20 protein-coding genes are annotated in these 25727 nt (G+C 43.5%); 4 read left to right on the top strand and 16 right to left on the bottom strand.

Features of this window, described 5'->3' with window-relative positions; genetic code table 11:
- Position 1 precedes the first annotated feature (1 nt).
- Genes gspE through IEV16_RS12205 form a run of 4 tightly spaced genes read right to left on the bottom strand, consistent with a single transcriptional unit; the run spans position 2 to position 6020 of the window.
- The gene (gspE, locus tag IEV16_RS12190) at positions 2-1474 is read right to left on the bottom strand and encodes a type II secretion system ATPase GspE (RefSeq protein WP_188365998.1); all 1473 of its coding nucleotides are present in this window, start codon (positions 1472-1474) and stop codon (positions 2-4) included.
- Between the two features lie 5 nt (positions 1475-1479).
- Positions 1480-3378 carry a type II secretion system secretin GspD gene (gspD, locus tag IEV16_RS12195; RefSeq protein ID WP_188365999.1) on the bottom strand — a complete coding sequence of 633 codons (1899 nt, stop codon included), beginning with the start codon at positions 3376-3378 and terminating at the stop codon, positions 1480-1482.
- Complete coding sequence (locus tag IEV16_RS12200; RefSeq protein WP_188366000.1) at positions 3375-4187, bottom strand: type II secretion system protein N; 813 nt, start codon at positions 4185-4187, stop codon at positions 3375-3377. The genes gspD and IEV16_RS12200 overlap by 4 nt, the downstream gene beginning before the upstream one ends.
- A 60-nt stretch (positions 4188-4247) precedes the next feature.
- Positions 4248-6020: an acyl-CoA dehydrogenase C-terminal domain-containing protein gene (locus tag IEV16_RS12205; RefSeq protein ID WP_188366001.1), complete on the bottom strand. Its 1773-nt coding sequence runs from the start codon at positions 6018-6020 to the stop codon at positions 4248-4250.
- A gap of 202 nt (positions 6021-6222) precedes the next feature.
- Here IEV16_RS12205 and IEV16_RS12210 point away from each other — a divergent pair, with 202 nt between their 5' ends.
- Both IEV16_RS12210 and cydB read left to right on the top strand, forming a co-directional pair.
- Positions 6223-7611 carry a cytochrome ubiquinol oxidase subunit I gene (locus tag IEV16_RS12210; protein ID WP_188366002.1) on the top strand — a complete coding sequence of 463 codons (1389 nt, stop codon included), beginning with the start codon at positions 6223-6225 and terminating at the stop codon, positions 7609-7611.
- Complete coding sequence (gene cydB, locus IEV16_RS12215; protein WP_188366003.1) at positions 7604-8623, top strand: cytochrome d ubiquinol oxidase subunit II; 1020 nt, start codon at positions 7604-7606, stop codon at positions 8621-8623. The genes IEV16_RS12210 and cydB overlap by 8 nt, the downstream gene beginning before the upstream one ends.
- Before the next feature lie 168 nt (positions 8624-8791).
- Here the strand turns inward: cydB and IEV16_RS12220 are convergent, their stop codons facing one another.
- The 3 genes from IEV16_RS12220 to IEV16_RS12230 all read right to left on the bottom strand — a co-directional run bounded on the left by IEV16_RS12220 (position 8792) and on the right by IEV16_RS12230 (position 13420).
- On the bottom strand, positions 8792-9346 hold the full coding sequence (locus IEV16_RS12220; RefSeq protein ID WP_188366004.1) for a hypothetical protein: 555 nt from the start codon (positions 9344-9346) through the stop codon (positions 8792-8794).
- Between the two features lie 40 nt (positions 9347-9386).
- Positions 9387-9632: a hypothetical protein gene (locus IEV16_RS12225; RefSeq protein ID WP_188366005.1), complete on the bottom strand. Its 246-nt coding sequence runs from the start codon at positions 9630-9632 to the stop codon at positions 9387-9389.
- Positions 9633-9805: 173 nt separating this feature from the next.
- A complete protein-coding gene (locus tag IEV16_RS12230) occupies positions 9806-13420 on the bottom strand; it encodes a DUF11 domain-containing protein (protein WP_188366006.1) in 3615 nt (1204 codons plus the stop codon).
- A gap of 351 nt (positions 13421-13771) precedes the next feature.
- Here IEV16_RS12230 and IEV16_RS12235 point away from each other — a divergent pair, with 351 nt between their 5' ends.
- Positions 13772-14647, top strand: a complete 876-nt coding sequence (locus IEV16_RS12235) for a DMT family transporter (protein WP_188366007.1) — start codon at positions 13772-13774, stop codon at positions 14645-14647.
- Here the strand turns inward: IEV16_RS12235 and IEV16_RS12240 are convergent.
- The 7 genes from IEV16_RS12240 to IEV16_RS12270 form a co-directional block, all read right to left on the bottom strand.
- Complete coding sequence (locus IEV16_RS12240; protein WP_188366008.1) at positions 14644-15117, bottom strand: GNAT family N-acetyltransferase; 474 nt, start codon at positions 15115-15117, stop codon at positions 14644-14646. The two genes, IEV16_RS12235 and IEV16_RS12240, sit on opposite strands and share 4 nt — an antisense overlap.
- Positions 15118-17034 carry a M48 family metalloprotease gene (locus IEV16_RS12245; protein WP_188366009.1) on the bottom strand — a complete coding sequence of 639 codons (1917 nt, stop codon included), beginning with the start codon at positions 17032-17034 and terminating at the stop codon, positions 15118-15120. It abuts the gene before it with no gap.
- A gap of 14 nt (positions 17035-17048) precedes the next feature.
- On the bottom strand, positions 17049-17426 hold the full coding sequence (locus tag IEV16_RS12250) for a hypothetical protein (RefSeq protein ID WP_188366010.1): 378 nt from the start codon (positions 17424-17426) through the stop codon (positions 17049-17051).
- Entirely contained in the window at positions 17426-18643 is a 1218-nt protein-coding gene (locus IEV16_RS12255) for a CHASE2 domain-containing protein (RefSeq protein WP_188366011.1), read from the bottom strand. Before IEV16_RS12255 ends, IEV16_RS12250 begins: the two co-directional genes overlap by 1 nt.
- Positions 18644-18946: 303 nt before the next feature.
- A complete protein-coding gene (locus tag IEV16_RS12260; RefSeq protein WP_188366012.1) occupies positions 18947-20350 on the bottom strand; it encodes a fibronectin type III domain-containing protein in 1404 nt (467 codons plus the stop codon).
- The gene (locus IEV16_RS12265; protein WP_188366013.1) at positions 20347-20634 is read right to left on the bottom strand and encodes a DUF4282 domain-containing protein; all 288 of its coding nucleotides are present in this window, start codon (positions 20632-20634) and stop codon (positions 20347-20349) included. The genes IEV16_RS12260 and IEV16_RS12265 overlap by 4 nt, the downstream gene beginning before the upstream one ends.
- A 128-nt stretch (positions 20635-20762) precedes the next feature.
- Positions 20763-23363, bottom strand: a complete 2601-nt coding sequence (locus tag IEV16_RS12270) for a serine/threonine protein kinase (RefSeq protein WP_188366014.1) — start codon at positions 23361-23363, stop codon at positions 20763-20765.
- A 40-nt stretch (positions 23364-23403) separates the two neighbouring features.
- Between IEV16_RS12270 and IEV16_RS12275 the strand changes: the two genes are divergently transcribed.
- Complete coding sequence (locus tag IEV16_RS12275; protein WP_188366015.1) at positions 23404-23955, top strand: sigma-70 family RNA polymerase sigma factor; 552 nt, start codon at positions 23404-23406, stop codon at positions 23953-23955.
- Here the strand turns inward: IEV16_RS12275 and IEV16_RS12280 are convergent.
- Positions 23952-25139 carry an ATP-grasp domain-containing protein gene (locus IEV16_RS12280; protein WP_188366016.1) on the bottom strand — a complete coding sequence of 396 codons (1188 nt, stop codon included), beginning with the start codon at positions 25137-25139 and terminating at the stop codon, positions 23952-23954. The two genes, IEV16_RS12275 and IEV16_RS12280, sit on opposite strands and share 4 nt — an antisense overlap.
- Positions 25140-25209: 70 nt before the next feature.
- Positions 25210-25668 carry a single-stranded DNA-binding protein gene (locus IEV16_RS12285; RefSeq protein WP_188366017.1) on the bottom strand — a complete coding sequence of 153 codons (459 nt, stop codon included), beginning with the start codon at positions 25666-25668 and terminating at the stop codon, positions 25210-25212.
- Between the last annotated feature and the right edge of the window lie 59 nt (positions 25669-25727).

The following is a 25727-nucleotide window of genomic DNA, read 5'->3' on the forward strand; positions in this document are numbered from 1 at the left end:
CTCAGTCACTTAAAACCCGCATAATCTCATCCGCTGAGGTGATACCGGCCAGTAATTTTTCGCGGGCATCGGCCGCCATCGGCGCAAAATGCTGCCGGGCTTCTGCCGCCAACACCTGTTCGTTTTGTTGTTGATGAATCAGTTGTTTTAAGTTTTCAGTCATGGTGATGATTTCATAAATCCCAATTCGGCCACTGTAGGCCTGTTGTATCGGTAAATGCTCATCCGCTTGATAAATATGTTCTACATTCTCCGGCAAACCCAAAGTTTCTCGACTTTGTGTTGTGAGGGCTTGTTTAATTCGATGCGCGGGATTCAAACGCCGGACCAGACGCTGGGCAATCATGGCTTTCACCGATGAAGCCAATAAAAACGGCGGCACGCCCATATCAATCAATCGGGTCACCGCACCGATGGCGGTGTTGGTGTGCAGGGTTGAAAACACCAGATGACCGGTTAAACTCGCCTGGATGGCGATTTCTGCGGTTTCCAGATCTCGAATCTCGCCAATCATTATGACATCAGGGTCCTGCCGTAAAATGGCGCGTAAACCCCGCGCAAAGGTCATGTCAATTCGGCTGTTAACCTGGGTTTGACTGATGCCATCAAGGTGGTATTCAATGGGGTCTTCTATGGTCATGATATTCCGCGAGCGTTCATTCAGCGCTTCTAAGGCGGCATACAAGGTGGTGGTTTTACCCGAACCGGTGGGGCCGGTGACCAGCACAATACCATGCGGAAGTTGTAGCAATTGCTGCATCTGCGCCAGATGGGTGTCGTTCATACCCAGCTGTTTTAAAGACAATTGACCGCTTTGTTTATCCAATAAGCGCATCACAATGCGTTCACCAAAGGCACCTGGTATGGTGGAGACCCGCACATCAATCGGGTGGCCGGCGATTTTTAAGGAAATGCGGCCGTCTTGCGGCAGGCGCTTTTCGGCAATTTCCAGTTTCGACATGATTTTAATGCGCGAAGCGATTAAACCGGCCAATGCGCGATCGGGGGTCAGCACCTCCTGTAAAACACCATCAACCCGGTAACGAATCGACAATTGCTGCTCACCCGGTTCCACATGGATATCCGAGGCCCCCAATTTCACGGCATCGGCCAGTAAAGCGTTAATGAGCCGAATAATCGGCGCGTCGTCTTTGCTTTCCAGTAAGTCCTCAGGCTCTGCCAGCACTTCGGCCACTTGCGCCAGTTCCGACTCACTGCTGTCCAGGTCCGCCACCACGTCTTCGGTCATGGATTGCTGGTGGTGGTATATTTTTTGTATCACCTTGCGGTATTGGTTTTCATCCAGAAATTTCAGCTCAACCGGTTGTTGGGACAAGCGTTGTAATTCGGCGATGGCGGACGGCTGGGCTTTTTCTGAAACCGCCAGCGTCAAGGTGCCGTCATCGGCTTGTTGCCAGATGGTGGCCCCCCGGTTTTTGGCAAAACGATAGCTGGGTAACTCAATAGATTTCATAGTACTCAGGGCGGTCCGTCACTGACCTGATCTTTCAAAGGGGCTAATTCAGGCTTGCCGCGGCGAAAAGTCTCGGGTTTCACTTCCTCTAATTGCTGCCGGCGAATGTCGTCATAACGCTGACGAGTGATGGCTTCCTGATGGCCATCCGTGTGGAGTATCTGCGGATGGATAAATATCATTAAATTACGTTTCACCCGGGTGCGCTTTTTGGTTCTGAATAAATTTCGTATTAAGGGAATATCACCGAGCAAGGGTACTTTTTTAATGCTTTCCTGCACCGAATCATCAATCAAACCACCCAGCACCAGCACCGAATTATCCGGAATCATCACTGATGTATTTAAGGTGCGTTTTTTGGTGACAATGTCCACCGCGGTGGTGGCGTTGGGATCGATACTGGATATTTCCTGGGCAATGTCCACCACAATTTGCCCGCCTTCATTGATATGCGGCGTTACGGTTAAAGACAAACCCACGTCTTCACGTTGAATGGTGGTGAATGGATTGGGTGAGCCGGAACTGTCGGCATTGCCGGTGGCCGAATATTGACCGGTCACAAAAGGCACTTCCTGACCCACCGATAAAGAGGCTTCCTGGTGATTTAAAGTCACCACCGATGGTGTGGATAAAATGTTGTTGTTACCATCGGTGCTGATGGCGCGCAGTAAGCCGCCGAATTTGAATTGGTTTTCACCGTCGTTGCCGATGCCAAAATTCAGATACCCCAGGTTCAAACCGCCTGACAATAAACTGCCAAACACATCCAACGGATCGTCCGCACCCAGATTGGGCAGTTGACTACCGGTAAATGATCCTCCCACCAAACCATCATCACCATCGCCGGCAATCGGCGCATACCAGTCAACCCCCAGTTCTTTGGAGTTGTCCACCGACACTTCGGCAATAATCGCTTCCACCAACACTTGCTGGCGTCTGATGTCGAGTTTGGCAATGGCCTGTTCGATATTGCGATACACCGCCGGTGGCGCTTTAATCACCAGCGAATTGGTTTCGTTATGGGCTTGAATACTGATGCTGTTATCGGTACTTTCCTCGCCTTGCTGACTGTTGGCGAGGGTGGTTAAAATCGGTACCAGATTGTCTGCCGAGGCGTATTTCAAATAAACCACCTGGGCCTGGGTGTTGGTTTGTAAGGGTTGATCTAATTCCTGAATAATACCCTGTATTTTATTTTTCAAAGCGGGATTGGCGCTCACCACCAGGGTATTGGTGCGGCTGTCGGCAACAATTTTGGTTTGCGGGCCTAAATTATTTCCGGTATCAAGCAACTGTGTCAGGGTCTCAGCCACATCCCGGGCGTTGGCGTGTTGTAATGCCATCAGTTCTATGGCACTGTCTGATTGCAAGTCAATGTTATCAATCAATGACTTCATTTTATCCAGGTGACTACGCTTATCCGAAACAATCAGCATATTGCCATCGGCATTGGCAATGATTTTGGCTTTGGGATTAATTGATTTAATCACCTGCGTGACATCATCCGCTGACATGTGTTCAATCCGGAAAATCCGGGTCATCATGTCATCGGGATGACCGTCGGTTTGCGCATACATCGGATTACTTTTACTCAGCGGTAAAATTTTAATGACATTGCCCTGTTCTTCGGTGGTGTAACCATTGACGCTGAGCACGGATAAAAACAAGTCATACACCTCATCTTCTGGAATCGGCTGACTGGAGATCACCGTGATTTTCCCCTGCACCTCAGGATCCACCACAAAATTCTTTCCCGTCATATCACTGATGGTTTCCACCAGTAAGCGAATATCCGTGTCCTGTAAATTTAAAGTATGGGTCGGTTGTTCCTTTTGTTGTGCAGCGGCAGTCAGGCTGAATATTAGCCAGGAGATTATCAAGATGAGATGGGTTGTTTTGGTCATTGTTGAAACTCAGATAAATTGAGGTTGAGGCGGATTTCCCGACCGTTGCGGTTAACTGTCACGGTTGCGCTTTGGCCTTGCTCAAGCTGTTGCTTAATGGCAAATAAGTTATCTCCGGCGATGGCCACGCCATTGATGGCGATGATGCGGTCATTGCTGCGCAATCCCTGCCGCATCAAGGCATCATTGGCACTTAAAGCAGATACTTTCAAACCGGCAATCTGACCCGAATTATTGTGTACCACGCTCACATTGCCGGCCAGTTTGGCAATCTTATTGGGATCATATTTGGTTTGATTTAAGGCTTCCTGCCAGTTTTGGGGACCACCGGTTAGCGGATTTTGCACACCGCCGTCGCTTTGGTTTTGGTTTATATTTAAAGGCGCTGAACCACCAAAGTTGCTTTGGATTCTGTTTTTGGACAAAGACAGCTTTTCCTGCCGGCCATTGTGTTCCAAAAGCACATAATCGGGATAAACGGCGCTTAATTTGGCCACATTAAACACCCGGTCACCCACCTGGAACATTTTCTCATCACCGCCGGGTTGCCGAATATACGCCTGACCGTGTTCTTTTTCATTGCTTGCAAAGGTGCCTGTTATGATTAAATCCAAACCGGTTTCACCAGTTATGGCGGGATTTAAGTCGGTTTCAGTGGTGGCAGAAGAACCCAATAAGTGGTAGCCGGATAATGGCGGGCGACTTTGAATATCGGCACTTAACTTTTGCGGCGCGGTGGCCGATTCAATCTCACCGGACAGGTGCTTGGGGAACAGTAAAAACTGCCCCCAAACCACCCCGGTTAACACGATGAAAAGCCATGTTAATAATGTTATGAATTGTTTTTTAGGTATACGCAATCTGGTTCATTAAAATTCTGATGCCTGAATATCCATCAAAGAATCAGCCCCCGAACGGATGCTTGCCTGGTGGCTTTCAATCCGTGGTAATATTTTGGCAAAATAAAATGCTGCCGTTTTTTGTTTACCGGCATAAAATTCCGCACCGAGCTGACCTTTGCTGTGCTCAGCTGAATTATGCAATCGCGCCCAGAAATATGCAAGGACAACATAACCTGACAACATCAGGTAATCCACCGAAGCCGATCCCACTTCATTCGGATCCTTGGTGGCAGACCGGGTAATAAATGCTGTTATGTCTTGCCAGTCATCAAGCGCTTTTTGCAGTTGCTTGTTATAAGGTGTGTCATGCTGGTTGATAAAATCCTGAATAATGTCCGCCATGTGGCCGATTTGACCTTTTTGAATTTGTAATAATTTTCGTCCGGTTAAATCCAGGGCCTGAATCCCGGTGGTGCCCTCATACAAGGTAAATATTCTGGCATCACGGTACCACTGTTCCTGGCCGTGTTCTTTGATGTAACCATGGCCGCCATAAATCTGTATGCCATGAGTGGTGGCCTCCAAAGCCGTTTCGGTGATAAAACCTTTAATAATGGGAATTAAAAAAGCCAGTATCTGTTCAGCCCGCTTCACTTCTTCAGCGTCTTTGGAATGTTTAATCACCTCAAGCTGCTGTCCGGCGAAATAAGCCATCGCACGATTTCCCTCGGCAAAAGCTTTTTGGGTTAATAACATGCGCCGCACATCGGGATGGACAATAATCGGATCGGCCGGTTTATTGGGGTATTTAGGCCCTTCCGGCGCCCGCATCTGCAGCCGTTCTTTGGCATAAGCCAGCGCATTTTGAAAAGAAGCCTGGGTGGCTGCCAGACCTTGAATACCGGTATTTAAACGGGCACCGTTCATCATCGTAAACATAATACGCAAACCCTGATTGGGCTCACCGATTAAATAACCTTTGGCGTCATCAAAATTCATCACGCAGGTGGCGGAACTGTTTAAGCCCATTTTATGCTCTATACTGGCCGCCGCCACACCATTGCGTTCACCGACACTTAAATCATCATTAATCAGAAATTTTGGTACCAGGAACAACGATATGCCTTTGGTGCCTTCAGGTGCATCCGGTAAACGCGCCAAAACCAAATGGATGATATTCTCGGTCAAATCATGTTCACCGGAGGTGATAAATATTTTGGTACCGGAGACACGGTAGCTACCATCACCTGCGGGTTTCGCTGCGGTGGCCACCATCCCCAGATCAGTCCCGCATTGCGGCTCAGTCAAACACATGGTGCCCGACCATTCGCCGGTGGTGAGTTTCGGTAATACCTTTGCTTGCAGTTCTTCCGAGGCAAAATGATCCAATAATTCTCTGGCACCGTGGGTTAATCCCGGATAATTTGACCAACCGGGGCAATAATAGGTGTTAAGTTCACCTAAGATCAGTTGAAGCCAGTAACTTAAGCCCTGGCCGCCATATTCAGGGTCACCATCCAACGACGACCAACCGGATTCACAGTAATTTTTATAGAGTTCCTTAAAACCATCCGGCGTGGTCACTATGTTGCCCTCAATACGACAACCTTGCGCATCAGCCGGGTTGTTTAACGGTCCAACATATTCATGCAAAAACTTGGACGCTTCATCCAGAACTGTCACAAAGGTTTCAGCATCCAGCTCTTCATGAACGCCAAGCTTTTGGTAGTGGCCGGTCAAGTCCAAAACTTCATCGGCAATAAATTGTATGTCTTTAATCGGTGCGGGTAAATTAGCCATATTCAAACGTTCGTTTTAAGAAAGTCCTCATTTTAGCATCGCCTTCATCAAAATAAAATCAAAGCCGATTAAATGATGACCTGTGTCAATTTTATTTATCAACATAGCTTGGCTATACGGTGATAAATTCCATTTATATCATCCAGTATTTGAATTAATAATTTAAATAAACTATAATTATATTTTTCTAATATATTTTATCATGGCTGTATTAGACAACTTTGATGCCCTGCTTCTGGCACGCATTCAATTCGGTTTTACCATTGCCTTTCATATTATCTTTCCTGCCTTTACCATTGGTCTGGCCAGCTTCTTAGCAGTGCTTGAAGGTTTATGGCTAAAAACCGACAACCCGGTTTATAAGCGGCTTTATCGTTTTTGGGTGAAAGTTTTCGCTGTGGCTTTTGGTCTTGGGGTGGTGTCCGGTGTGGTGATGAGCTATCAATTCGGTACCAACTGGTCGTTATTTTCCACCCAAACCGGCAATATACTCGGACCACTGCTTGGTTATGAAGTTTTGACCGCCTTTTTTCTGGAGGCTTCATTTCTGGGTATTATGCTGTTCGGCTGGGGCCGGGTTAGTCAAAAGATGCACTTTGCCGCCACCGTGATTGTCGCGGTGGGCACTTTAATTTCAGCTTTTTGGATTTTATCGGCCAACAGCTGGATGCAAACACCGGCCGGTTTCAGCCGTGATGCTGCCGGGGTTTTTCATCCTGAGGACTGGTGGGCGATTATATTTAATCCATCCTTCCCTTACCGACTGATACACATGGTCACCGCGGCCTTTTTAACCACCGCTTTTGTGGTGGGTGCCGTCGGTGCCTGGCATATTCTGAAACAGCGACACTTACCCGAAGCCCGGATTATGCTGGGCATGTCGATGCTCATGGCCTTGTTTGTGGCCCCGGCACAACTCATTATTGGTGACTTACACGGCTTAAACACCTTAGAACATCAACCGATTAAAGTGGCGGCCATGGAAGGGGTCTGGGAAACCGAGCAAGGCGCACCTTTTCGCGTCCTCGCCTGGCCCAATCAAACAGAACAACGCAATGACTTTGAACTCAACATTCCCTATGCATCCAGTCTGATTCTGACACACAGTTTGGATGGTGAAGTTAAAGGCTTAAACCATTGGCCGGTCGAAGAACACCCACCCGTGGCGCCGGTATTCTGGTCTTTTCGGGTGATGCTGGCGGTGGGTTTTGCCATGATTTTTACAGGATTAGTCGCCGCCTGGCGTTATTGGCGCGGGCACTTATACCGCTCTGATTGGTTTATGCGATGGTGTGTATTAATGGGACCGTCCGGTTTCGTGGCCATTATTGCCGGCTGGTTTGTCACGGAAATCGGCCGTCAACCGTACACCGTATTTGGTCATTTACGAACAGCGGACAGCTTATCTCCGGTCATCGGTGAGCAAGTGGCTTTGTCTTTGGGTATTTTTGTCGTGGTTTATACCGCCCTGTTCGGCGCCGGCACTTATTATATTTTCAGAATTTTCAAAAAAGGCCCGGGTGATCAAAGTGATCCGGATTATTATCAACACAGCCGCCAACGAGTAGGCAGTGAGGTGAGTGATGAGTGAATTTGCAAATTGGCTTGATTTGCCACTTATCTGGGGTGGCATTTTAGCCCTGGCCATTTTTCTTTATGTACTGTTGGATGGTTTTGATTTGGGTGTCGGAATTTTATTCCCCTTCGCGCCCTCAGAACAATGCCGTGACCGGATGATGAATTCGGTGGCACCTTTCTGGGATGGCAACGAAACCTGGCTGGTGCTTGGTGGCGGCGGTTTATTTGCCGCGTTTCCGCTGGCCTATTCCATTGTGCTGCCGGCACTTTACTTACCCTTTATCTTGATGCTTATCGGCTTAATTTTCCGCGGCGTGGCCTTTGAATTTCGCTTCAAAGCCGGTATGAAACGCTGGGTCTGGGATGCGGCTTTCCATTTTGGCTCCTTACTCGCCACTTTTATGCAAGGCCTGATTTTAGGTAACTTTGTGCAAGGCTTTACCGTCATCGATGGCCAATACGCCGGTGGCCCCTTGGATTGGGCCAACGGCTTTGCCGTGTTTAGCGGTGTTGGTTTGATCTTTGCTTATGGCTTACTGGGTGCCGGGTGGACCATAATGAAAACCGATGAAATCACCCAAAAGTGGGCCCGCATCGCCGGTAAATATTGCCTGATTTTCGTGGTCTTATTTATGGCCTTAATCAGTATGATTATGCCACTGATGGATGAACGCATCGCCAAACTCTGGTTTACATTTCCCAACTTTTGGTATTTATTACCCATACCTTTAATCAGCCTGTTTACGATAGTACAAATTATTCGGCATTTACAAAACAAAGTCTCTCATAATCAAGTTTTTATTTATGCCATGGTACTATTTGTCACCGGCTATGTGGGACTGGCTATCGGCATTTTCCCCTGGATCGTACCTTTTGAACTGACCCTTTGGCAAGCAGCCGCCAGCAACAGTTCACTAATGCTGCTACTGGTTGGTACAGTTATATTCCTACCCATTATCCTTGCTTACACCGCCTTCAGCTTCTTCACCTTCCGCGGTAAAAGCAGTCACGAGCACATGTATTAAATATCATGACAAAATCAAAAACAAAACAATGGCTCTGGTTTATCGGCCTGTGGTGTTTGGGTTTGCTGGCGGTCGGAATGATTAGTCTGGTGATTAAAGGGATTTTTGCTTTGGGGCAATAGATTAAAAAACTAAACACCCTGAATAGTAAAACTGCTTTAGACAATTTTAATTAATGTTCTTTTTGTTCACTTTTTTGTCGTATGCGTAGAAAATTCTGTCTGATTCAGTAAACGGGATTTGGTATTCATCACAAGTATTTTTTAATTCAATTAAATAGTCCAGGTATCGATTTATATTTTCATTTATATTATTATCATTTATATACTCTTTTAATTTAAGCTCATACCCATACAGTAATCGAAAAACCCTTTGATCAATAATTTGGTAAATATATGGGTTCCTGAATCTTAAAATAGTCGAAGCCATGGGCAATCGAACACCCTTGGTTTTGAGTAAATTTGTTAACACCTTATGGGTTAAATCTAAATCTATGGCATCAGAATTTGGGTCAATTTTATTGACCAAATTGAGCGTTTCAATACTTAATTGAGCATAGCGATTGGTTTTCCACAAAACGATTTCGTTTATCACGGATTGATCAAATTCAGACTTCGTTTCGTCTAATTTAACAGTCAATTCTGGCTGAAACTTATAGTCCAAATTCATAAGTTCAGTAGTCGATGGGCTGTGTTCTTTTAATTTTTTTATTGTTTTCATCATTGATTTATTGTGCCTTTTCCCTTGTTAGAGTCTCACAAGTTTAATTTTCAAGGTCTTCAAGCAATACACTGACCCCATTAATTTCATCCTTATTCAACATCAAAGATTGACCATCTATCAGTATGTCATCAAGCATTTCCAAACCTGGCATTAAACTGAGCTTAATATCTAAAGTCACTCCGGATGCCTCCATACTATTCTCTTGTTCTGCCTGTGTTTTACTTTCCACAATTTCCAAATATTGTTTGGTAACATCAGGACTTAATTTGATAGTAAGTTGTTGCATATTTAATAATTAGGACATATTTAAGAACAATTCGATTTTTACTTTAAGGTAAGTTATAGGTTTATGCGAGCATTTTCCTCATGTCTGTTAAATATGTGCGACATATTTTGACTAACAGCATTGACTTCAATCCGAAGAGCCACGAAGACAGAGGCTCTTCGGATTTGTCCATTTTAACTTTCAAACCCATCTTCAAATATTAAGTCAGGAATATCTGAAATAAATGGATGAGTACCGTTTAAATATTCTTGTAAGTTGGTGAAGTTGTCATTATCGGGGTCTTGATGCGCATCGGCCGGATTATAAGGGTTCAAACCATAGTAATTTTCCCACCAATCGGGCATACCATCATCATCGTCATCTTCATCAAAAGGATCGGCTATACCATCATTATCGAAGTCAGTAAAATCACCCACCAAGACACTGTCACTGATACTACGACGGTAAATACCCCCTTCAAACAGCTCAATTTCAAAAGGAATAACCCGACCTCTTTGTGTGTAATAATCGACGTCTTCCACCACAGAAATATTCAATATACCTTGTGGGGGCAATAAACTTAAATCATTCTCATCCCAAGATAAATAACCGCCAATACCGCAATCAGAACAGGAACCGCCATTGGTCGCTACCGGGTACTGATCCATATAATCCGGCCACATCAGTCGTAAACTTAAATTATCACTGTTGACGGTTTGCAGGTTTTTGATATCGATGAGCATATTTAACTGATCATTTGTGTCAACAGGTACCGGCCAGGCCATAATATCCAGAGCAAAATCGACAGGTAAATTAACTTCACTGCTGCTCATGGCGTGACTTGATTGTGACAACCCATCAATGTCAGCCTGTATAAAACCGTTTTCAACCGTTAATAGAGCGCCCTGTGGCAATGCAGAATCAACTTCAACCACAACCTGTTCTCTGCCACCTTGTCCTGAATTAATTTGACTTAATTGCCATGTAACCGTACCGTTATTTTCGATACCGCCTCCGGAGGCAGACACAAAACTTGTCCCTTGAGGGACAGAAAAGACCAGACTGGCATTGATGGCCTGAAAACCACTGTGATTGCCATAGGTTAAATGATATGTTAATTGAGCCCCCGGCATCACCGGATCCATCTGGGGATCAATCGCCAGATCCAAGCCACTGTCCGCATCCACTGTGGTGTTGCTGTAAACACCACCACGCCATAGTCCATCCACGTATACCATGGCTTCAAAAGGAATAACCCGACCCGAGGCCACCCCTTGACCTGCGTAAGAATTCACGGATAACACCATGCTTTCACCGGGCGGTAACAAGCCTAAATTTGCATCACTCCATGCAATAAATTCACCACCGGAACAGCCACTGTAATTTGTCGCACCTCCAGTGGTCTTATAATACATCCGAACATAATCAACACATTGAAACAGCAAATCTGACAAATCCTCATTGACCATTCCGGTGTTTGTGATTTTTAACTGGATGTCAAAGGTTTCTGAAGGTTCGACGGGATTGGGGTTCACCTCCATCTCAAATTGCAGCGGCTCATTCATTTTAACCTGACTGACCGCCGTGGCCTGTACGGTTTCAGTCAGATAATTGATTGATGCTTTAAGCGCTGCTGCATTGACAACCAGTGTTTCACCATCAGCCAGTCCATTATCAACCGCAACAATAACCTGTTCCTGACCAAATTGGCCTGTCGCTAATTCAGCCAAATTCCAGAAAACAACACCATTATTGAACACACCATTGCCACTGGCGGACACAAAAGTTGTGTCTTCTGGTATGGGAAATGTTAAATGTGTGTTGTTGGCCTGTAAGTTGCTGTGATTACCATAATTTAATTTGTAAAGCAGTTGAGCACCTTGTGCCACCGGGTCAGACTGTGGATAAACCGCTAAATCCAGACCACTGTCAGCATCCACCACCACATTGTCATAAACGCTGCCGCGCCATAATCCACCCGCATACATCATCACTTCAAAGGGAATCACACGACCCGAGGCCACCCCTTGGTTTACATAGGAATTGACGGAAATCACATGGCTTTCACCCGGAGGTAAAATGCCTAACACCGCATCACTCCAATCAATAAATTCACCCGCATCACAACCACTGTAATTTGTTGCGCCACCGGTGGCTTTGTAATATATCCGAACATAATCAACACACTGAAACTTCAAACCCGATAAATCCTCGTTAACAACACCTGTGTTGGTGATTTTTAACTGAATGTCAAAGGTTTCTGTGGGCTCTACCGGATTCGGGTTCACTTCCATCTCAAAACGCAAGGGTTCATTTGTTTTGACGTGTGTTACAGCCGTGGCCTGTGCCTCCTGAGGCAAATAGTTGATGGTGGCTTGTAATACCGCCGATTCAACAAGCAAGGGTGTACCATCGGTTAGTCCGCCATCCACCAACAGCGTAAGCTGATGAAAGCCATGGCTATTGGCTGCTATGGTGCCGATGGTCCACTCGACCACATCACCATTCAATGAACCATTACCGCTCGCAGAAACAAATATGGCGCCTTCGGGCAAAGGAAAACTTAATACAGCATTGGTGGCTTGAGCGGTGCTGTGATTGCCGTAGCTTAAGTTATAAATCAGCTGATTATTCTGCGCCACGGGATTATTTTGTGGACTCACCGTCAGATCCAAACCGCTGTCATTATCCACAGCAATGCTGTGGGAAACGCGACCACGCCAATAGCCATCCACAAAAACCAGGGCCTCAAATGGAATCACCTGGCCGGAATTAGTCCCTTGATTAACATAGGAATTGACTGAGACAACAACCGTTTCACCCGGTGGCAAAACACCCAATGCGGTATCACTCCAGGTGATAAATTCACCCCCATAACATCCATTATAATTAGTGGCGCCACCGGTTGTTTTATAATATTCTCGGACATAATCAACACACTGAAACGTCAAACCCGATAAATCTTCATTGACACTACCCGTATTGCTGATTTTAAGCTGAATATCAAAAGTTTCTCCGGACTCAATCGGATTGGGGTTCACTTCCACTGAGAACTTGAGCGTTTCATGTGCTTTTATGACACCGATTGCATCAGCAAAAGCACTCTGATTTACAAAATTATAATCCGCTGAAATTTCTGCTGACTCGATATTGATAAAATCCCCCTCATTTAAACCGGCATTCACATCAAAGGTAACTTGTTGCCGGCCGTGACTGTAGTCCGGCAGGGTGTTTAAATTCCATTCAACCACACCATTATTGAGCACACCATTACCTGTGGCGGAGGCATAAGTTGTCCCGGGTGGTACCGGAACACTCAACAGGGTATTTTGTGCCGGTGTGGCACTGTGGTTACCATAAACCACATCATAAATAACCTGTCCACCGGCTTGCACAAAGTTTGACCGGGACTGAATGGTTAAATCCAATTCGCCTGTGGTGCTTGTGGTAATGGTTTTGTTGATGGTCTGGCGCAAATATCCATTTTCATAAAGTCTGATAATAAAATCAAGGTTTGAACCATCCGGTGTATTATTGGATATGGCAGAATTCACAGCGATTAATTTTGACTGCCCGGAAGCCAAACTGCCTAAGTCCGAAGTGTCCCAAAGAAACACTTCTCCGGTGCTACAAGAACCGTAACAGGCACCACCACCGATTTGTCCTCTTATGTTGCCGTGCAAATACTGCGGCCACACCAGCTCAACCGACAAGTTACCGGTTACGGTGTTATCCGAATTGGATAACAGAATTTGGACATCCACCATTTCACCGATGGCCGGCGGATTGGGATTAATTTCTACTGCCATTTGCGGTGTTGCTTGTGTAACGGCACTAACCATTAAAAGCCCTATTAATAAACAAAGTTTGTTAAATTTTTTCATGCTGCTTTCCCATTGAACTGATTGATTAATTCTTAAGTCGACAAATCACTTAAAAATGCATCATTTATTTTCATTAATTATTAGATGGTATGTGCCAAAGAACCACTTTACGGTCAATATGCGACTATAATTAAGTGTCCGGGCAGTGAGGAAAGGTCATATTTTGGTGTGCCAACTTTTCCCAAGCCACCCGGACACTTATCTTTTAGTCGATATTGATGCTGTATTTACCTCATGAAAAATCATTCAGTAAACAACCACCTTCTGCAGACCAAATTGAATTCAGCCACTCTTTTGGGGCTGACAGCGGTTATTTTATGGTCGTTATCAGCACTCATGATGGTGCTGACCGGCAATGTACCGGCCTTTATGACGCTGGCCGTGAGTTCTTTGCTAACCTGCTTTTATTATGTGGCTATCCATTTCTTATGGCGACCCGTGATTCCTGCTGTTGCACGGCTCAATACTGGCTTCTGGGTGAGTTTTGTCGGTATATTTGGTTATTTTTGTTGTTATGTGCTGTCTTTCAAACTGGCGCCGGCTTTGCATGTTAATTTGCTCAATTATTTATGGCCGGTTTTCACTGCGTTGTTGGGCGGCTTGTTTTTTAGGGTGGCTCGACTGGATCGGGTGTTTTGGTTTTGGCTGATGACGGCATTTATCGGTTGTGTCGGCTTATTAACATTCAGTCATACAGGTGAATTCACGGTGTCTGAAAATGCTCATTGGGGCTATCTCCTGGCTTTAATGGCCGCCTTGATATGGGCGCTCTACAATAATCTGACCCGACTTATTCAGGCTCCCCGAGGTGGTTTATTTTATGTGTTTGGGCTTATGGGATTGTGTGCCGGTATCATCAGCATTGTGTTTGAAAGCCCGATCATACCCGATAGCCGGGAATGGTTTGGTTTGGTGGGTTTTTCTGTGGTTAATTTGGGTTATATTGCCTGGGAAGCGGCCCTGAAAAGCCGCCATATAAAACCGGTGCTGGGTTTGGCTTATTTGATTCCTGTGTTTTCCACGGCGATTTTAATCGTGTTTCTGGGGGCAAGCCTCACAAGGGCGTTTATTGTCTTTGCGCTGTTAATTTTAGTGTCTTCGGTGATGATTAACCGGCGTAATGCACGAAAACCTATTCAGCAATCGGTTTAACGGGAGGGGTAACGCTTCAAGACATAACGATGTTCTTCAGGTCGATAATAACCCGCTTTGTATTCTTTTTCAGTAAAGCCAAATTTCTGGCACACATGCAACATGCTATTATTTTCGGGATCGACTGTAGTCAAACAAGCAAAACCATGGCGATCACATTCCTTTACAACCTGAGAGAACAGGCCTTGTCCCACACCTTGACCACGAAATTTACGATCAACAACCACCTTAAGCAATACAAAAATCGCCTTATCATTGGCCCGAAACACATTGGCAAAACCAATGATTTTTTCATCATGTTCAGCCACGAAAACAGCGGAATACGCCACAAAAAACCGCCAAAGATGCTCCCCGTCCGGTATATAGTCGGCAGCTTTATTTTGTTGCCACCCGACGCGGTCTAAAGCGGCAATTTGCAGAAAATCAGCCACTTGCGCCCGCCTGATTTTATAAGGGCTCGGGCGATTCAATTAAATTGACTCAACGGCTGTTCCAACCTTGGCTTGGTTATCTTGTTCTTCTTTCATGCGTTGCTTTCTTTGCTCGATCAATTGTTCTGTTTGTTCTCTTATTTCGCTTATTTGTCGATAACTTTTTACAGAACTAAAGGGACGATTACTTACCATTCCACAGGATTCCCACCAGTTAATGTCCTCAAATTTGGCTCTTGCAAACGGATTTGTCTTTTGTAATTCTTCGTCAGCCGTTTTTTTCATGACATCTAAATCATTGCGGATAACACCACAAAACTTGGCTGAATCAAAATGACTTCTGTCCTGACACAATTCCAGTGATTCATCAAATCTTTGATAATCTTTAGCTTGGCAAGCCAAAAACACATGATGTAAATGAAAAGGATGGATATCATAGTATTCAGCACCCTGTTGAATAACCGCCTCTGCTTGGCTGACCATACCCAGATTTATGTAGGCCTCAGCCAATAATACAAACATATCTTGTGGAATAATAAATTGTTTATCCTCGGCTTGTTGCGCAAAGTTTTCGTTATGGCAGTCTTTATTGTCAAACTGCATGATATATAAACATGCATTTTCAACAGCATCTTTGTTTTTTCCTTGTGCTATCCTTAATTTAGAACGCACCACCCATTGTTTGATAACCGCCGGCTGGTAGAGTTCTTTATTTTTCTTTTTGGATATGTTTCTCCAAGCCTCTTTAATATTTTTTTCTGCTTTGTTGTATTCACCCAAATCAATTTGATTGTTGGCTATTTCCAGCAGTTCAAACTCATTGTATAGCGCTATAATTTGGTTTTTTATTTCATCATAACTTAATTCACCCGGCTCACTTTTTGATGGGCGATCGCCACCATAATCAAACTTATCAATATAATCGTCAACCCGGTAATAGCGAATGGCTGCTTTCATATGACTTCTTCTTTTGTCACTCAGCCAACCACTGAATTTATTTGCCACTTTAGCCGCGTACTGCTGTACAACCTGTGCCAGTATCAATTTAAGCACATCATCGCCGGCCAAACGGGTTAATTCATGACTGACCCATGACTGAAAAAATGGATCTGCTAATTCCAACAAAGATTCAGCTGACTCAAGAACTGCTTCGGTTCGGGTCTCATCATCATGTAAAAGCTGAAGCATTTTCTTAGCTGAATCGGGGTTAACACCTGCTATTTCCATTAAATCAGTTGCTAAATAATCGGCCTGTTCTTCATTTTTACGAGACACCCGTGTGTTCATATAATGCAACTTTACATCATTCATTAACGCACCCAGTATGACTGCATTGGCAATCTCTTCTTGACCGGATTTTTTCAAGTATAAATGAACATTGTCGCCACTTGATTTGCTTTCTATATTGGCAAAATATGTGGCCACCGTGGCTATTTGGACGAACTTTTCTAACGATTTGGCCTGACCTTCTCTATCCACACTGGTGTCCGGGTGTTTTAAGATAATGTGGGCAATTTCGTGCGCCAGTACCGCCACAATCTCACCTTCTGTTTTGGCATCCATAATCCATTGTGATGTCAATAAAATGATGTTGTTATGAGAGGCATGTGCATTTAAGGTTTTTCCATACACCACATAAACTTCTATCTGATCCAACAATTGTTGATGAATGTCCGGAAAATCATCCGCCAGTACATCAATCAAATCATTGCTTAAACGTTGGACATAATTTTGAACGTCGCCACCGATAAAATACTGCTTATCAAAATCTGCCGAACGAATCTTTAAGACACCGTCACTGCCACTTTTTATTTTCTTGAGGTTTTTGTTGCGTATCTTTACCAACTCCTCAATAACTTGAACCTTTGGAACTTTCTTTTTAGGCTGATCTTCCTCGGGTAAAATAGCATGACTAAAGGAGACCTGAAACAAAATCACAGTGATTGTCGCTCTCAAAAATAACAACCGGCTCATCGTTCACACACAGAAGTGGTTTCTGCTCTTTGCTCATTTTTACCGAGATTAGATTGGGTGCAACTTAAGCCTGTGGCTGTTCTTGTATCAAAATCAGGACTTAAAATGACTTTTGCCCGTGAAAAGCTGTACTCATTCCCTTGGTAAGTAATCACCAGATGTTCATTCGATTTACCGGCAAAACCAATAACCGCCACTTGCGAAGGTTGGCCCAATTCAGATGATTTAATCTTGATGGAATTTTTTGCCTCTGGATATTCCCACAATTTAAGCATTTCCTTTTTGAACTTAACGATTGGAAAGGCAGGGCTCTCCTGGCTTTGCGCAAAAACAGCGCCTGTGGCAAATAGCATGATTAAGATATATCTGATCATTATGGATTCTCCTTTAGTTGGTTTGATGGTGAACGTGCAGTCAAACGAAAAATATTTAACGCAAATAACCACACAAAAAAATAGTAAATCGTTTCATACATAAATATATTGGTGGCCAGTAAACCGATGATATTACTTGGATCACTACGTAATAAGAGATGGCTCAAGGCCACGCCCAGCACAGTAATTACAAAACAGAAAACAGCCCATAAAAACGTTTTCAATAACACCTTGCCCACTTGACGCGGTTGCTTGAAATCATCTTCATTCAAGGTTGATTCAAAACGTAAAAACAGACACAAATTGGTGATCAGTAAAAGTATTTCGATTAATCCCCCAGCCCCCTGACCGGCGAAAAGCGGCAAGGAATCATCTCGTTTAATGTAGTTATCCCCGTATTTAATCAGGTTATCCAAAGCCAACGCATGTAAAAACACACCCGGCACCTGACCGTAAATCGGATTCGGAAAGAAATCTTTAGAAGCCGGGCGCTCACTACCGAAAAAAACAATGCGATCGGTGAATTGTTCTGTGGCTTGCTGATGCGACACCACCATATCCTGGACTTTAAATTTATCAAAATACGGTTTGTCGTCAGGATGATCAGCACAATGCAGCACACAATCCCAACCGGCTTTGAGTTTTGACCAAAAACCACTGCCTTGCGGTAAAGGCCGACTGGGCCATTTTAAAAACATCGGTACCTGATAACGCTGATCGACTTCTGTGTAAAAATCATGATATATCTGCACACCCGCCATGAAATGATTGTTACTATCCCGAATCGGATAATAACCCAATTCCAGATCATCCCAACGCGTGCCAATGGGCTTTAACCACTGAGCAATATCCGGATCAGAATTTTCACTGACAATCCCATAAATCGGCACCTCATAATCATGGGCGTCCGCCAAAACCTCGACCAGCGCGTCTTTGTATTCAGCATGCAGCCGCTGTTCAAAATTAATATCAACAACAATGGCTTTGGGGCTGTAATCAATCAGAAATTCAAGCCATTTGGCATAATCAATGTAAGAAGGCGGCCATTGCTCGACACTGTGTTGATCGGTGTTCACCACCACAATGTCATCAGGTTCCCGGGGGTAAAAGTAAGACAGAAACCGTGTGGTCACATTCTGACTCATTTGGTTGGTGTATTCTTCCAGATGAAAGTAGTCTTTAATTACAAAAACATAGACACCCAGTAAGGTCACCATCAATTTGGCAAAAAATATATTATCGAACCTGAACTTTTTAGCAAACAACTGAAATATCTCACCTTTTTTTAAATAAAAATAATAAGCAAAATGTTCACTGTCAACTAAATTGTGCGCTAATTAAGCCCAAATCCATATTACAGGTCTTATTGAACTCAAACCAAAATATATTTCACTGCCATGGTGACAATTTTTGCCACCATGACAGTACTTACATCGCAAGGGCTTATTAAAGGCCAATCTCATCGAAAATAATATCCCAATAATATCTTTCAAAAATTTATAGAAATATAATAATGAGTGTCACTCAAAACTACCATCTGCGAAAATGGTGTCTCTGATGTTGACTGAACTAAAATTATTGCTGATGTCGGTATCTAAAATATTATCAGGAGGCAACAAGGTCGCTAACATCAAACCACTGTCTTCTTCATCTATTACTAAAAAAGCCCTAGAATTAAAAACCAAGCTTGAGTTTGCTGGTAAATCTAATAGCAAATCAAGATCACGATCAGAACTAATGCTTGGACAAACAGCACTCCCAGATTCTATTTCACAAGTCCAGCCATAATTGACAGTTCCATGTGGCAGGTTATGTATCAAGTTTGCTCCAAAAACATCAACTGCACTTAAGTTGCTAACTTTAATTTCATAATCATAGGAACTGGGTGAATTGCGAATTTCAGCTTCTACACTAACCTCCAAATCAACTTCTGTAGAAAAGTTCGATGTGTAGGTTGATACTGCAACACTCTTTTCACTGGTGACAGTGTTTTGATTGTATTCGCTGCTGGGGTTTGTGAAAGTTTCTATTTTGAAGTAGTAATTTGTTGAAGGTGATAAACCTGTAACCGTGTGTGCAATCTCACTTTTGCTTACTGTTTCATGTATTTTAGTGAATGGGCCATTAGGGTTTTCAGATATAAATAGAGAATGGCCTCCTGAGTGAGCCCTGGTTTCCCAGTTAAACCCAGGAATCAATTTACTCCACTTTAGACTAATACTTGACTGACTTGATCCAGTTATTTCAAACTCAGTGGGAGCTAATGTTTGAACTTCTCTATCGTAATCAAAAATATCAATGATGGCCTGATTATCCGTATACAAAGCATTGTACCCAATACCACCTGCAACCAGACCAATCAAATTCTCATAACTTGTTGGGATTTCCCCATAAAACTTGTTTTTATTTAAAAACAAAAACCTCAAGCTGGTCATATGACCTATCCAGTCTGGTAAATTACCTTCAAGTCGATTTGAATTTAGTTCCAAAGATATCAGGTTTAATTGACTTAATTCTTGTGGTATCTGACCTTCAATTAGATTATTCCATAAATCTAAATATTCCAGATTTGATAAATTGCCTATTTCTGGAGGTATTGTGCCAGTCAAATGATTAAAACCTAATTCCAGATTTCTCAAATTGCTCAGGTTTTCAATATCTGAAGGTATTGAACCTGTTAAGTTATTACCATCTTCATATGCACCCAAAATTATCTTAGTAACTGTATCAACACCACAAGTTATCCCATACCATGAATTATCACATGGATCTCCCACCAACCAGTTGGTGTTTTCATTCCAGTTGTCGCCATCGGTGCTGTTATACAGTGCCACCAGCGCATCTCTTTCCGCTTGAGGAACAGCGGCTTGCGCTATGAAACCATAAAACAAGGCCACTAAAAATACATATAATTTGACTTTCATGACTGCTCTCCTGATGGCTTGCTTGAGCGGATGTCTTGCAGGGCTTCGTTCATTTTGAACAGGACAATCAGTAGTTCACACCAGATTCTGGTGACAACAATACCAATAACGATTGTACCCAAGCCCACCAAAAACTGAACAAAGGTCATGCTGCGATATCCCATATTCATCACGGCTAAACCGGCAATAACCGAGCCGGCCATTAGCAACCAATAGATAAAGGTGATGACCTGAGGGGTGATGAGATTATTAAAATTTAATAGTTCTTTGGCTAAATCTTTCATGATTCTTTTCTCTTTTAACTTACAGTAATTAATAAGTCGTCAAGAGGGACTGAATCACCTCAACTATTTTCAATAAATCTTAATTTTTATTTTAAAAGGGCGCTCTGGCAGGCGTTTGTATAATTGGCTTATTCTGTATTCAAGATTTGCGAGACCAGCATCGCTTCCTGCTTCCAGGGTGAATCCATAACCGCCTGCAGATAAGGGAAATCACTATTATTGACTTGTCTGTTGTCATGTTTTAGCTGACAGACATCAGCAAGATAACGGTAAACGTTGGGCAGTTGCCAGGTTTTTGGATAAAGCCCTATAGCTTTACTGGCTGTATTATTAGCTGATTGATAACATTTTTGCCAGTTATCCTGTGTTGCACTTACTAACGCAATTAAGAAATAATAATCTACATCGTCTGTAGGTGAATCGGTTTCATCAATAAAATTCTTTGCTTTCATCAAAAACTTATTCGCTTGTTCAAATTGACCCATCTTTATAGCCAAATCAGAGTTAAGCAAATAAAATTGACTTAATTCTGCTGCTTTAGTTAACTGGCTATCAGTTATATCAATTGATAATAGAAGTTTACTCGCCTTATCAAGTTCGTTATTCAAAATTAAATACTTTATGGCGAGCATTTTAGTCATAGCAATAACTGTTGGTGGTAGTCCAATTTGGGTAAACTCATCAAGCATTTGATTCTGTAGCTTTACAGCCTTATCAATCTGGTTTCCCAAATAATATGCTTCTGCAAATGTAGCCTTAACAATGGTATTGTTAAGGTGTTCTTGGGTATATACGGATACAAATTTTTGTTTAATCTCTTCCACTAGCGTATCATTTAAAGATTCAGGATTTAAAAGAGATTTGTATCTAAACTGTAAAGCGAGTGCATTCAAATATAGTCCAGAATCTTCTCCATATTCCTTTTTGTAGAAGGAAAGTGTTTCTTCCAAATTTAAATAACCTTTCTCTAGTTGCATTAAGCTAACTCTAGAGTTTGCTAATGCAAAATGTGCTTTTGCAGCAATCTCTGGTTCTGGTTTCAACTTGAGTATAGATTCTGATACTTTTATAGATTTTGAAACCTCCCCTAATCCAACGTAACAAAATTGTAAGTTGCTTAAAATAGAAAGCTGAAATTTATCACGACCATCATGGGGTATAGCAGATGCTAATTCTAAAGCTAAAATAGCAGTAGTTACACAGCTTTGAAAATTTGCCAAATTGTGTAACAAAACAACCTTTTCTGCTAATAATTCAATCCTGATTTTTTGATGATGAGTGTTTTCAATAATTTTCAAAGCCTCATCAATAACATCCAAAGACTCGTTATACTTTCCCCAACTATTATAAGTTTGTGAAATCATAAAAGCATGTTTGGCTAATCTCTCTGGTGGTACAGTTTCTTCATTTTTAAGCAAGTTTACAGCTTTACTCATGAACTCTCGCATCTTTAGATCAGGATCACCGCCATTAAATGCATTCATTAATTTAAAATTTGTATTTAAGAAATTTGAATAACTTTCAAGTTCTTTGTTTGTTTGCAATGTTAACTCTTTCTGCAAAATCGCCTCTTGCCATTGCCAGGCAGCAAGACCAGATGCCGCTAATGTCATGAGCAAGGTGATTCCAAAAATGGATGCAGCTATACGGTTTCTCGATACAAATTTTCTAAACTTATACCAGCTGCTGGGGGCTCTGGCTTTAATGGGTCTTTGTGACAGGATTGCATTAAGATCGTTGGCAAAATCTTCACCATTTTTATAGCGCACATTAAGATCTTCGGCTGTGGCTGTAATAAGTACCAAAGCTAAATCAGCGACGGCTTGATTGTTAAGGCCTTGCCAGATTTTTTTGTTTTCTTGACGAGAAAGTTGTAACCGCTGTTCTATGTTGTTGATTGATTTGAGTTTATGGTCAGAATTCACTGGTAGCACTAAATCAAGCATTACAACGCCAAGTGAAAAAATGTCACTTCTGATACTTAATGGCTTCCCTGCCAACTGCTCGGGGCTGGCATAAGACGGTGTGAGTCCTGCGCTGAGGGTTTGCTCTTCACTTTCGTGAATCGAGGTCATGACTTTAGCCACACCAAAATCAATCAGTTTAGGCTCACCCTGGTCGGTGACCATGATGTTACTGGGTTTAATGTCGCGGTGTAAAACCAACCGGCTGTGGGCATGTGAAACGGCGCTGATGACTTTTAAAAAGAGCTGAATAATGGCTTTAATCGAGAGGTTTTCATCTTCACAATATTGTCGAATGGTTTTGCCGCGGATAAACTCTGTGGCAATAAAGTGACCAAAATTGTCAATTGTTCCCCAATCTTTGATGGAAGCGATATTGGGGTGTTCCAATGAGGCCAAAATCTTGGCTTCTTGTTCGAGGGCTATTTTTGTGGTTTTGCTGGTGTTACTTTGATGCGCCACTTTAATGGCAACAGACAAATCTATGTCGGCACGATGTCCCTGAAGCACCATACCCATTCCGCCAACACCAAGAATACCCTCAACACGGTATTCATCAATAACCTGGGGTATCTGGAAAGATGAACTTTGGTGGTCGTCAGGTTTTGCAGGGATACCGAATTGGGTCGGTTCTGCCTTGAGCAGTGCATCCAGTTCATCCGCCATTTTGGGATCATCTAATCTGAGTTTTTCTATGACCTTTTGTTGCTCTACACGATCTAACTGATGGCACCGATTAAATAATTCCACTATACTGTTTGGCATGTAAGTCCTCGCTAATCAACTCTTTTTTAGTCAATATATAATGAGCCCAACAAAAGGTCAAATAACCATCCTCATTCAGAAGTGGCATCATGGTGATGCTGAAGCCGGAAAAAAGTTAATTACAATTACCTACCAAAAGCTTGTAAACATGGCCCGCCAAAAACACCGACAAGTGGGTGGCATTTCACTGAATCCTCAGGAAGTGGTGCATGAAGCTTATGAACGCATCGGGCGCGCTGTTGACCAAAATCCCCCGGAAAACAGTCTGGGTTTTTATAACTTGGCTTCTGCCATTTTGCATGCCACCTGTGTTGATCTTTTGCGTCAACGCATGGCCATCAAACGACAAAAACCGGTCTTGTCTTTATCGGCCGGGCTGTCACAACCTGATCACACCCTGTTACACATATTAACTTTGATTGATGACCTACAAGCACTTCATCCGCGCCATGCCATGGCTTTTCGCTTACATACTTTATCCGGTGTGAGCATCGTTGAAACCGCTGATATGCTTAACTGCAGTCAGGCGACGGTTTCCAGAGATGTTGATTTTGCCAGGCGATGGCTGGCTGTTCGATTACAAAGTGGTTAATCCACCAGTTCGATGACTGACTGGTCATCATGGCATATTCGATCAATATCCGCCCTGATCTGGTTATAGGTGTCGGCACTGAAAAAACAATGTCCGACACTTTCACCGACGCCTTCGCGCGGTTTAATGTTATCACCGGGGTTGACCTTGATGTGGGTTCTGGCCAGTGTGGGATAATTTGATTTTACCGGATGATAAACTTTTTTCACCTGGCCCGCACCGGGATGAAACAGAACAACCCCACAAATCCGGTCGGGTGTTTTAGGCAGATTTTGAACCGGTATTCCCAGCTCAAGCTGAACAAATACATTCCACGGATCAAAGCCATAGGCGCAGCTAATTAATTCCATGATGTAGCCGCCGGGCGGGCGTAAGGCGATTTCACCGAATAGCAAGCCGTTTTTGTCTCGATAATATTCAAGATGGGTTAAACCCCATTTAATGTTGAGCATCTTAACCACCCGGTCATTGAATGCGCGGATACGCTTTTGCTCGTCATCCGAAAAGCCGGCAGGAACGATATTCGCCACTTTATTGGTGTGGTATTCGGTGATACTGGAAAAGACTATTTGGCCATCATGAATAAAGGACTCGATACTGCCCTCCGGGGCATCGATAAATTGCTCGTAAAGACGTCCGGGCCTAAGCAAGGGCCCAAGTTCTTTTTCTGTGTGTGTTATCACCACATTGCGCCCACCGGAATTTTTACGGTCTTTAACCACCACCGGCAAACCTAATTCTTCGGTCAGTGCTGCAGTATTTACATCCTTATGATGCGGTACAAAATGAGCCATCGGAATGTTGTGTTCTTTTAAATAGTTCTTCATGGCTAATTTATCCGTGCAACGATTTAACAAGGCTTTAGAAGAACGGCGGGCATCATAAATTGTTCTCAGAACGGCGGCCGGAAACACCCCTGATTCGGTACCGGCAATCACATGCGTGGGTGTTTTTTTGAATGACAGTCCATGGCGAATTAAATCGTCAGTTTTTGTGGCTTTACTGAGAGCCGAAAAAGGTATCACACAGATTTTATGCACACCCGGCGGGGTTGTTTTAAGTGGTTTTTCAGTGAGCACTGAATAACTCACGCCCATTTGATGAATGGCTTTGGCCAATTGTTGCCGATAGCCTGCAATCACAATATGGTATGAATCAGATGAAATTCGGATTTTAACCGCCATAGGAATGTTGCAATAAAGGGTATAAAAAAAGCCTGTTTGTTCAGGCTTTTATGTATTGAAAGCGTGCCCTTTAAAACGGGATTTCATCATCGAAATCATCGTAATTGGGGCCGTTATCGTTGCTGTTATTGTTGTTATTGGATGGGTTCTTGGCTTTTGGGGCTGAGGGCATGTTACCGCCACCTCCCATTGAGCCGCCACTACCGGGACGGCCGCCAAGCATTTGTAACTCATTGGCGATGATTTCGGTGGTGTAGCGGTCGTTACCGGACTTGTCCTGCCATTTATTGGTGCGCAACTGACCTTCAATATAGACCTGCGAACCTTTTTTCAGGTATTCGCCGGCAATTTCAGCCAGGCGGCGGAAAAACACCACGCGGTGCCACTCAGTGCGTTCCTGTTTGTTGCCGTCCTTGTCATTCCAGGCCTCAGTGGTGGCCACTGAAATGGTGGTAACGGCAGCGCCTGCGGGGGTGTAACGGACTTCTGGATCTTGGCCCAAATTGCCCACCAGGATGCAATTCCTCATATTGACTATTCTATACTGACATATAAGTTATTGTTTTATATGTCATTTACTTACGTCAT

It is taken from the genome of Marinicella pacifica, from assembly GCF_014636635.1.
In the GTDB taxonomy this organism is placed as follows: domain Bacteria; phylum Pseudomonadota; class Gammaproteobacteria; order Xanthomonadales; family Marinicellaceae; genus Marinicella; species Marinicella pacifica.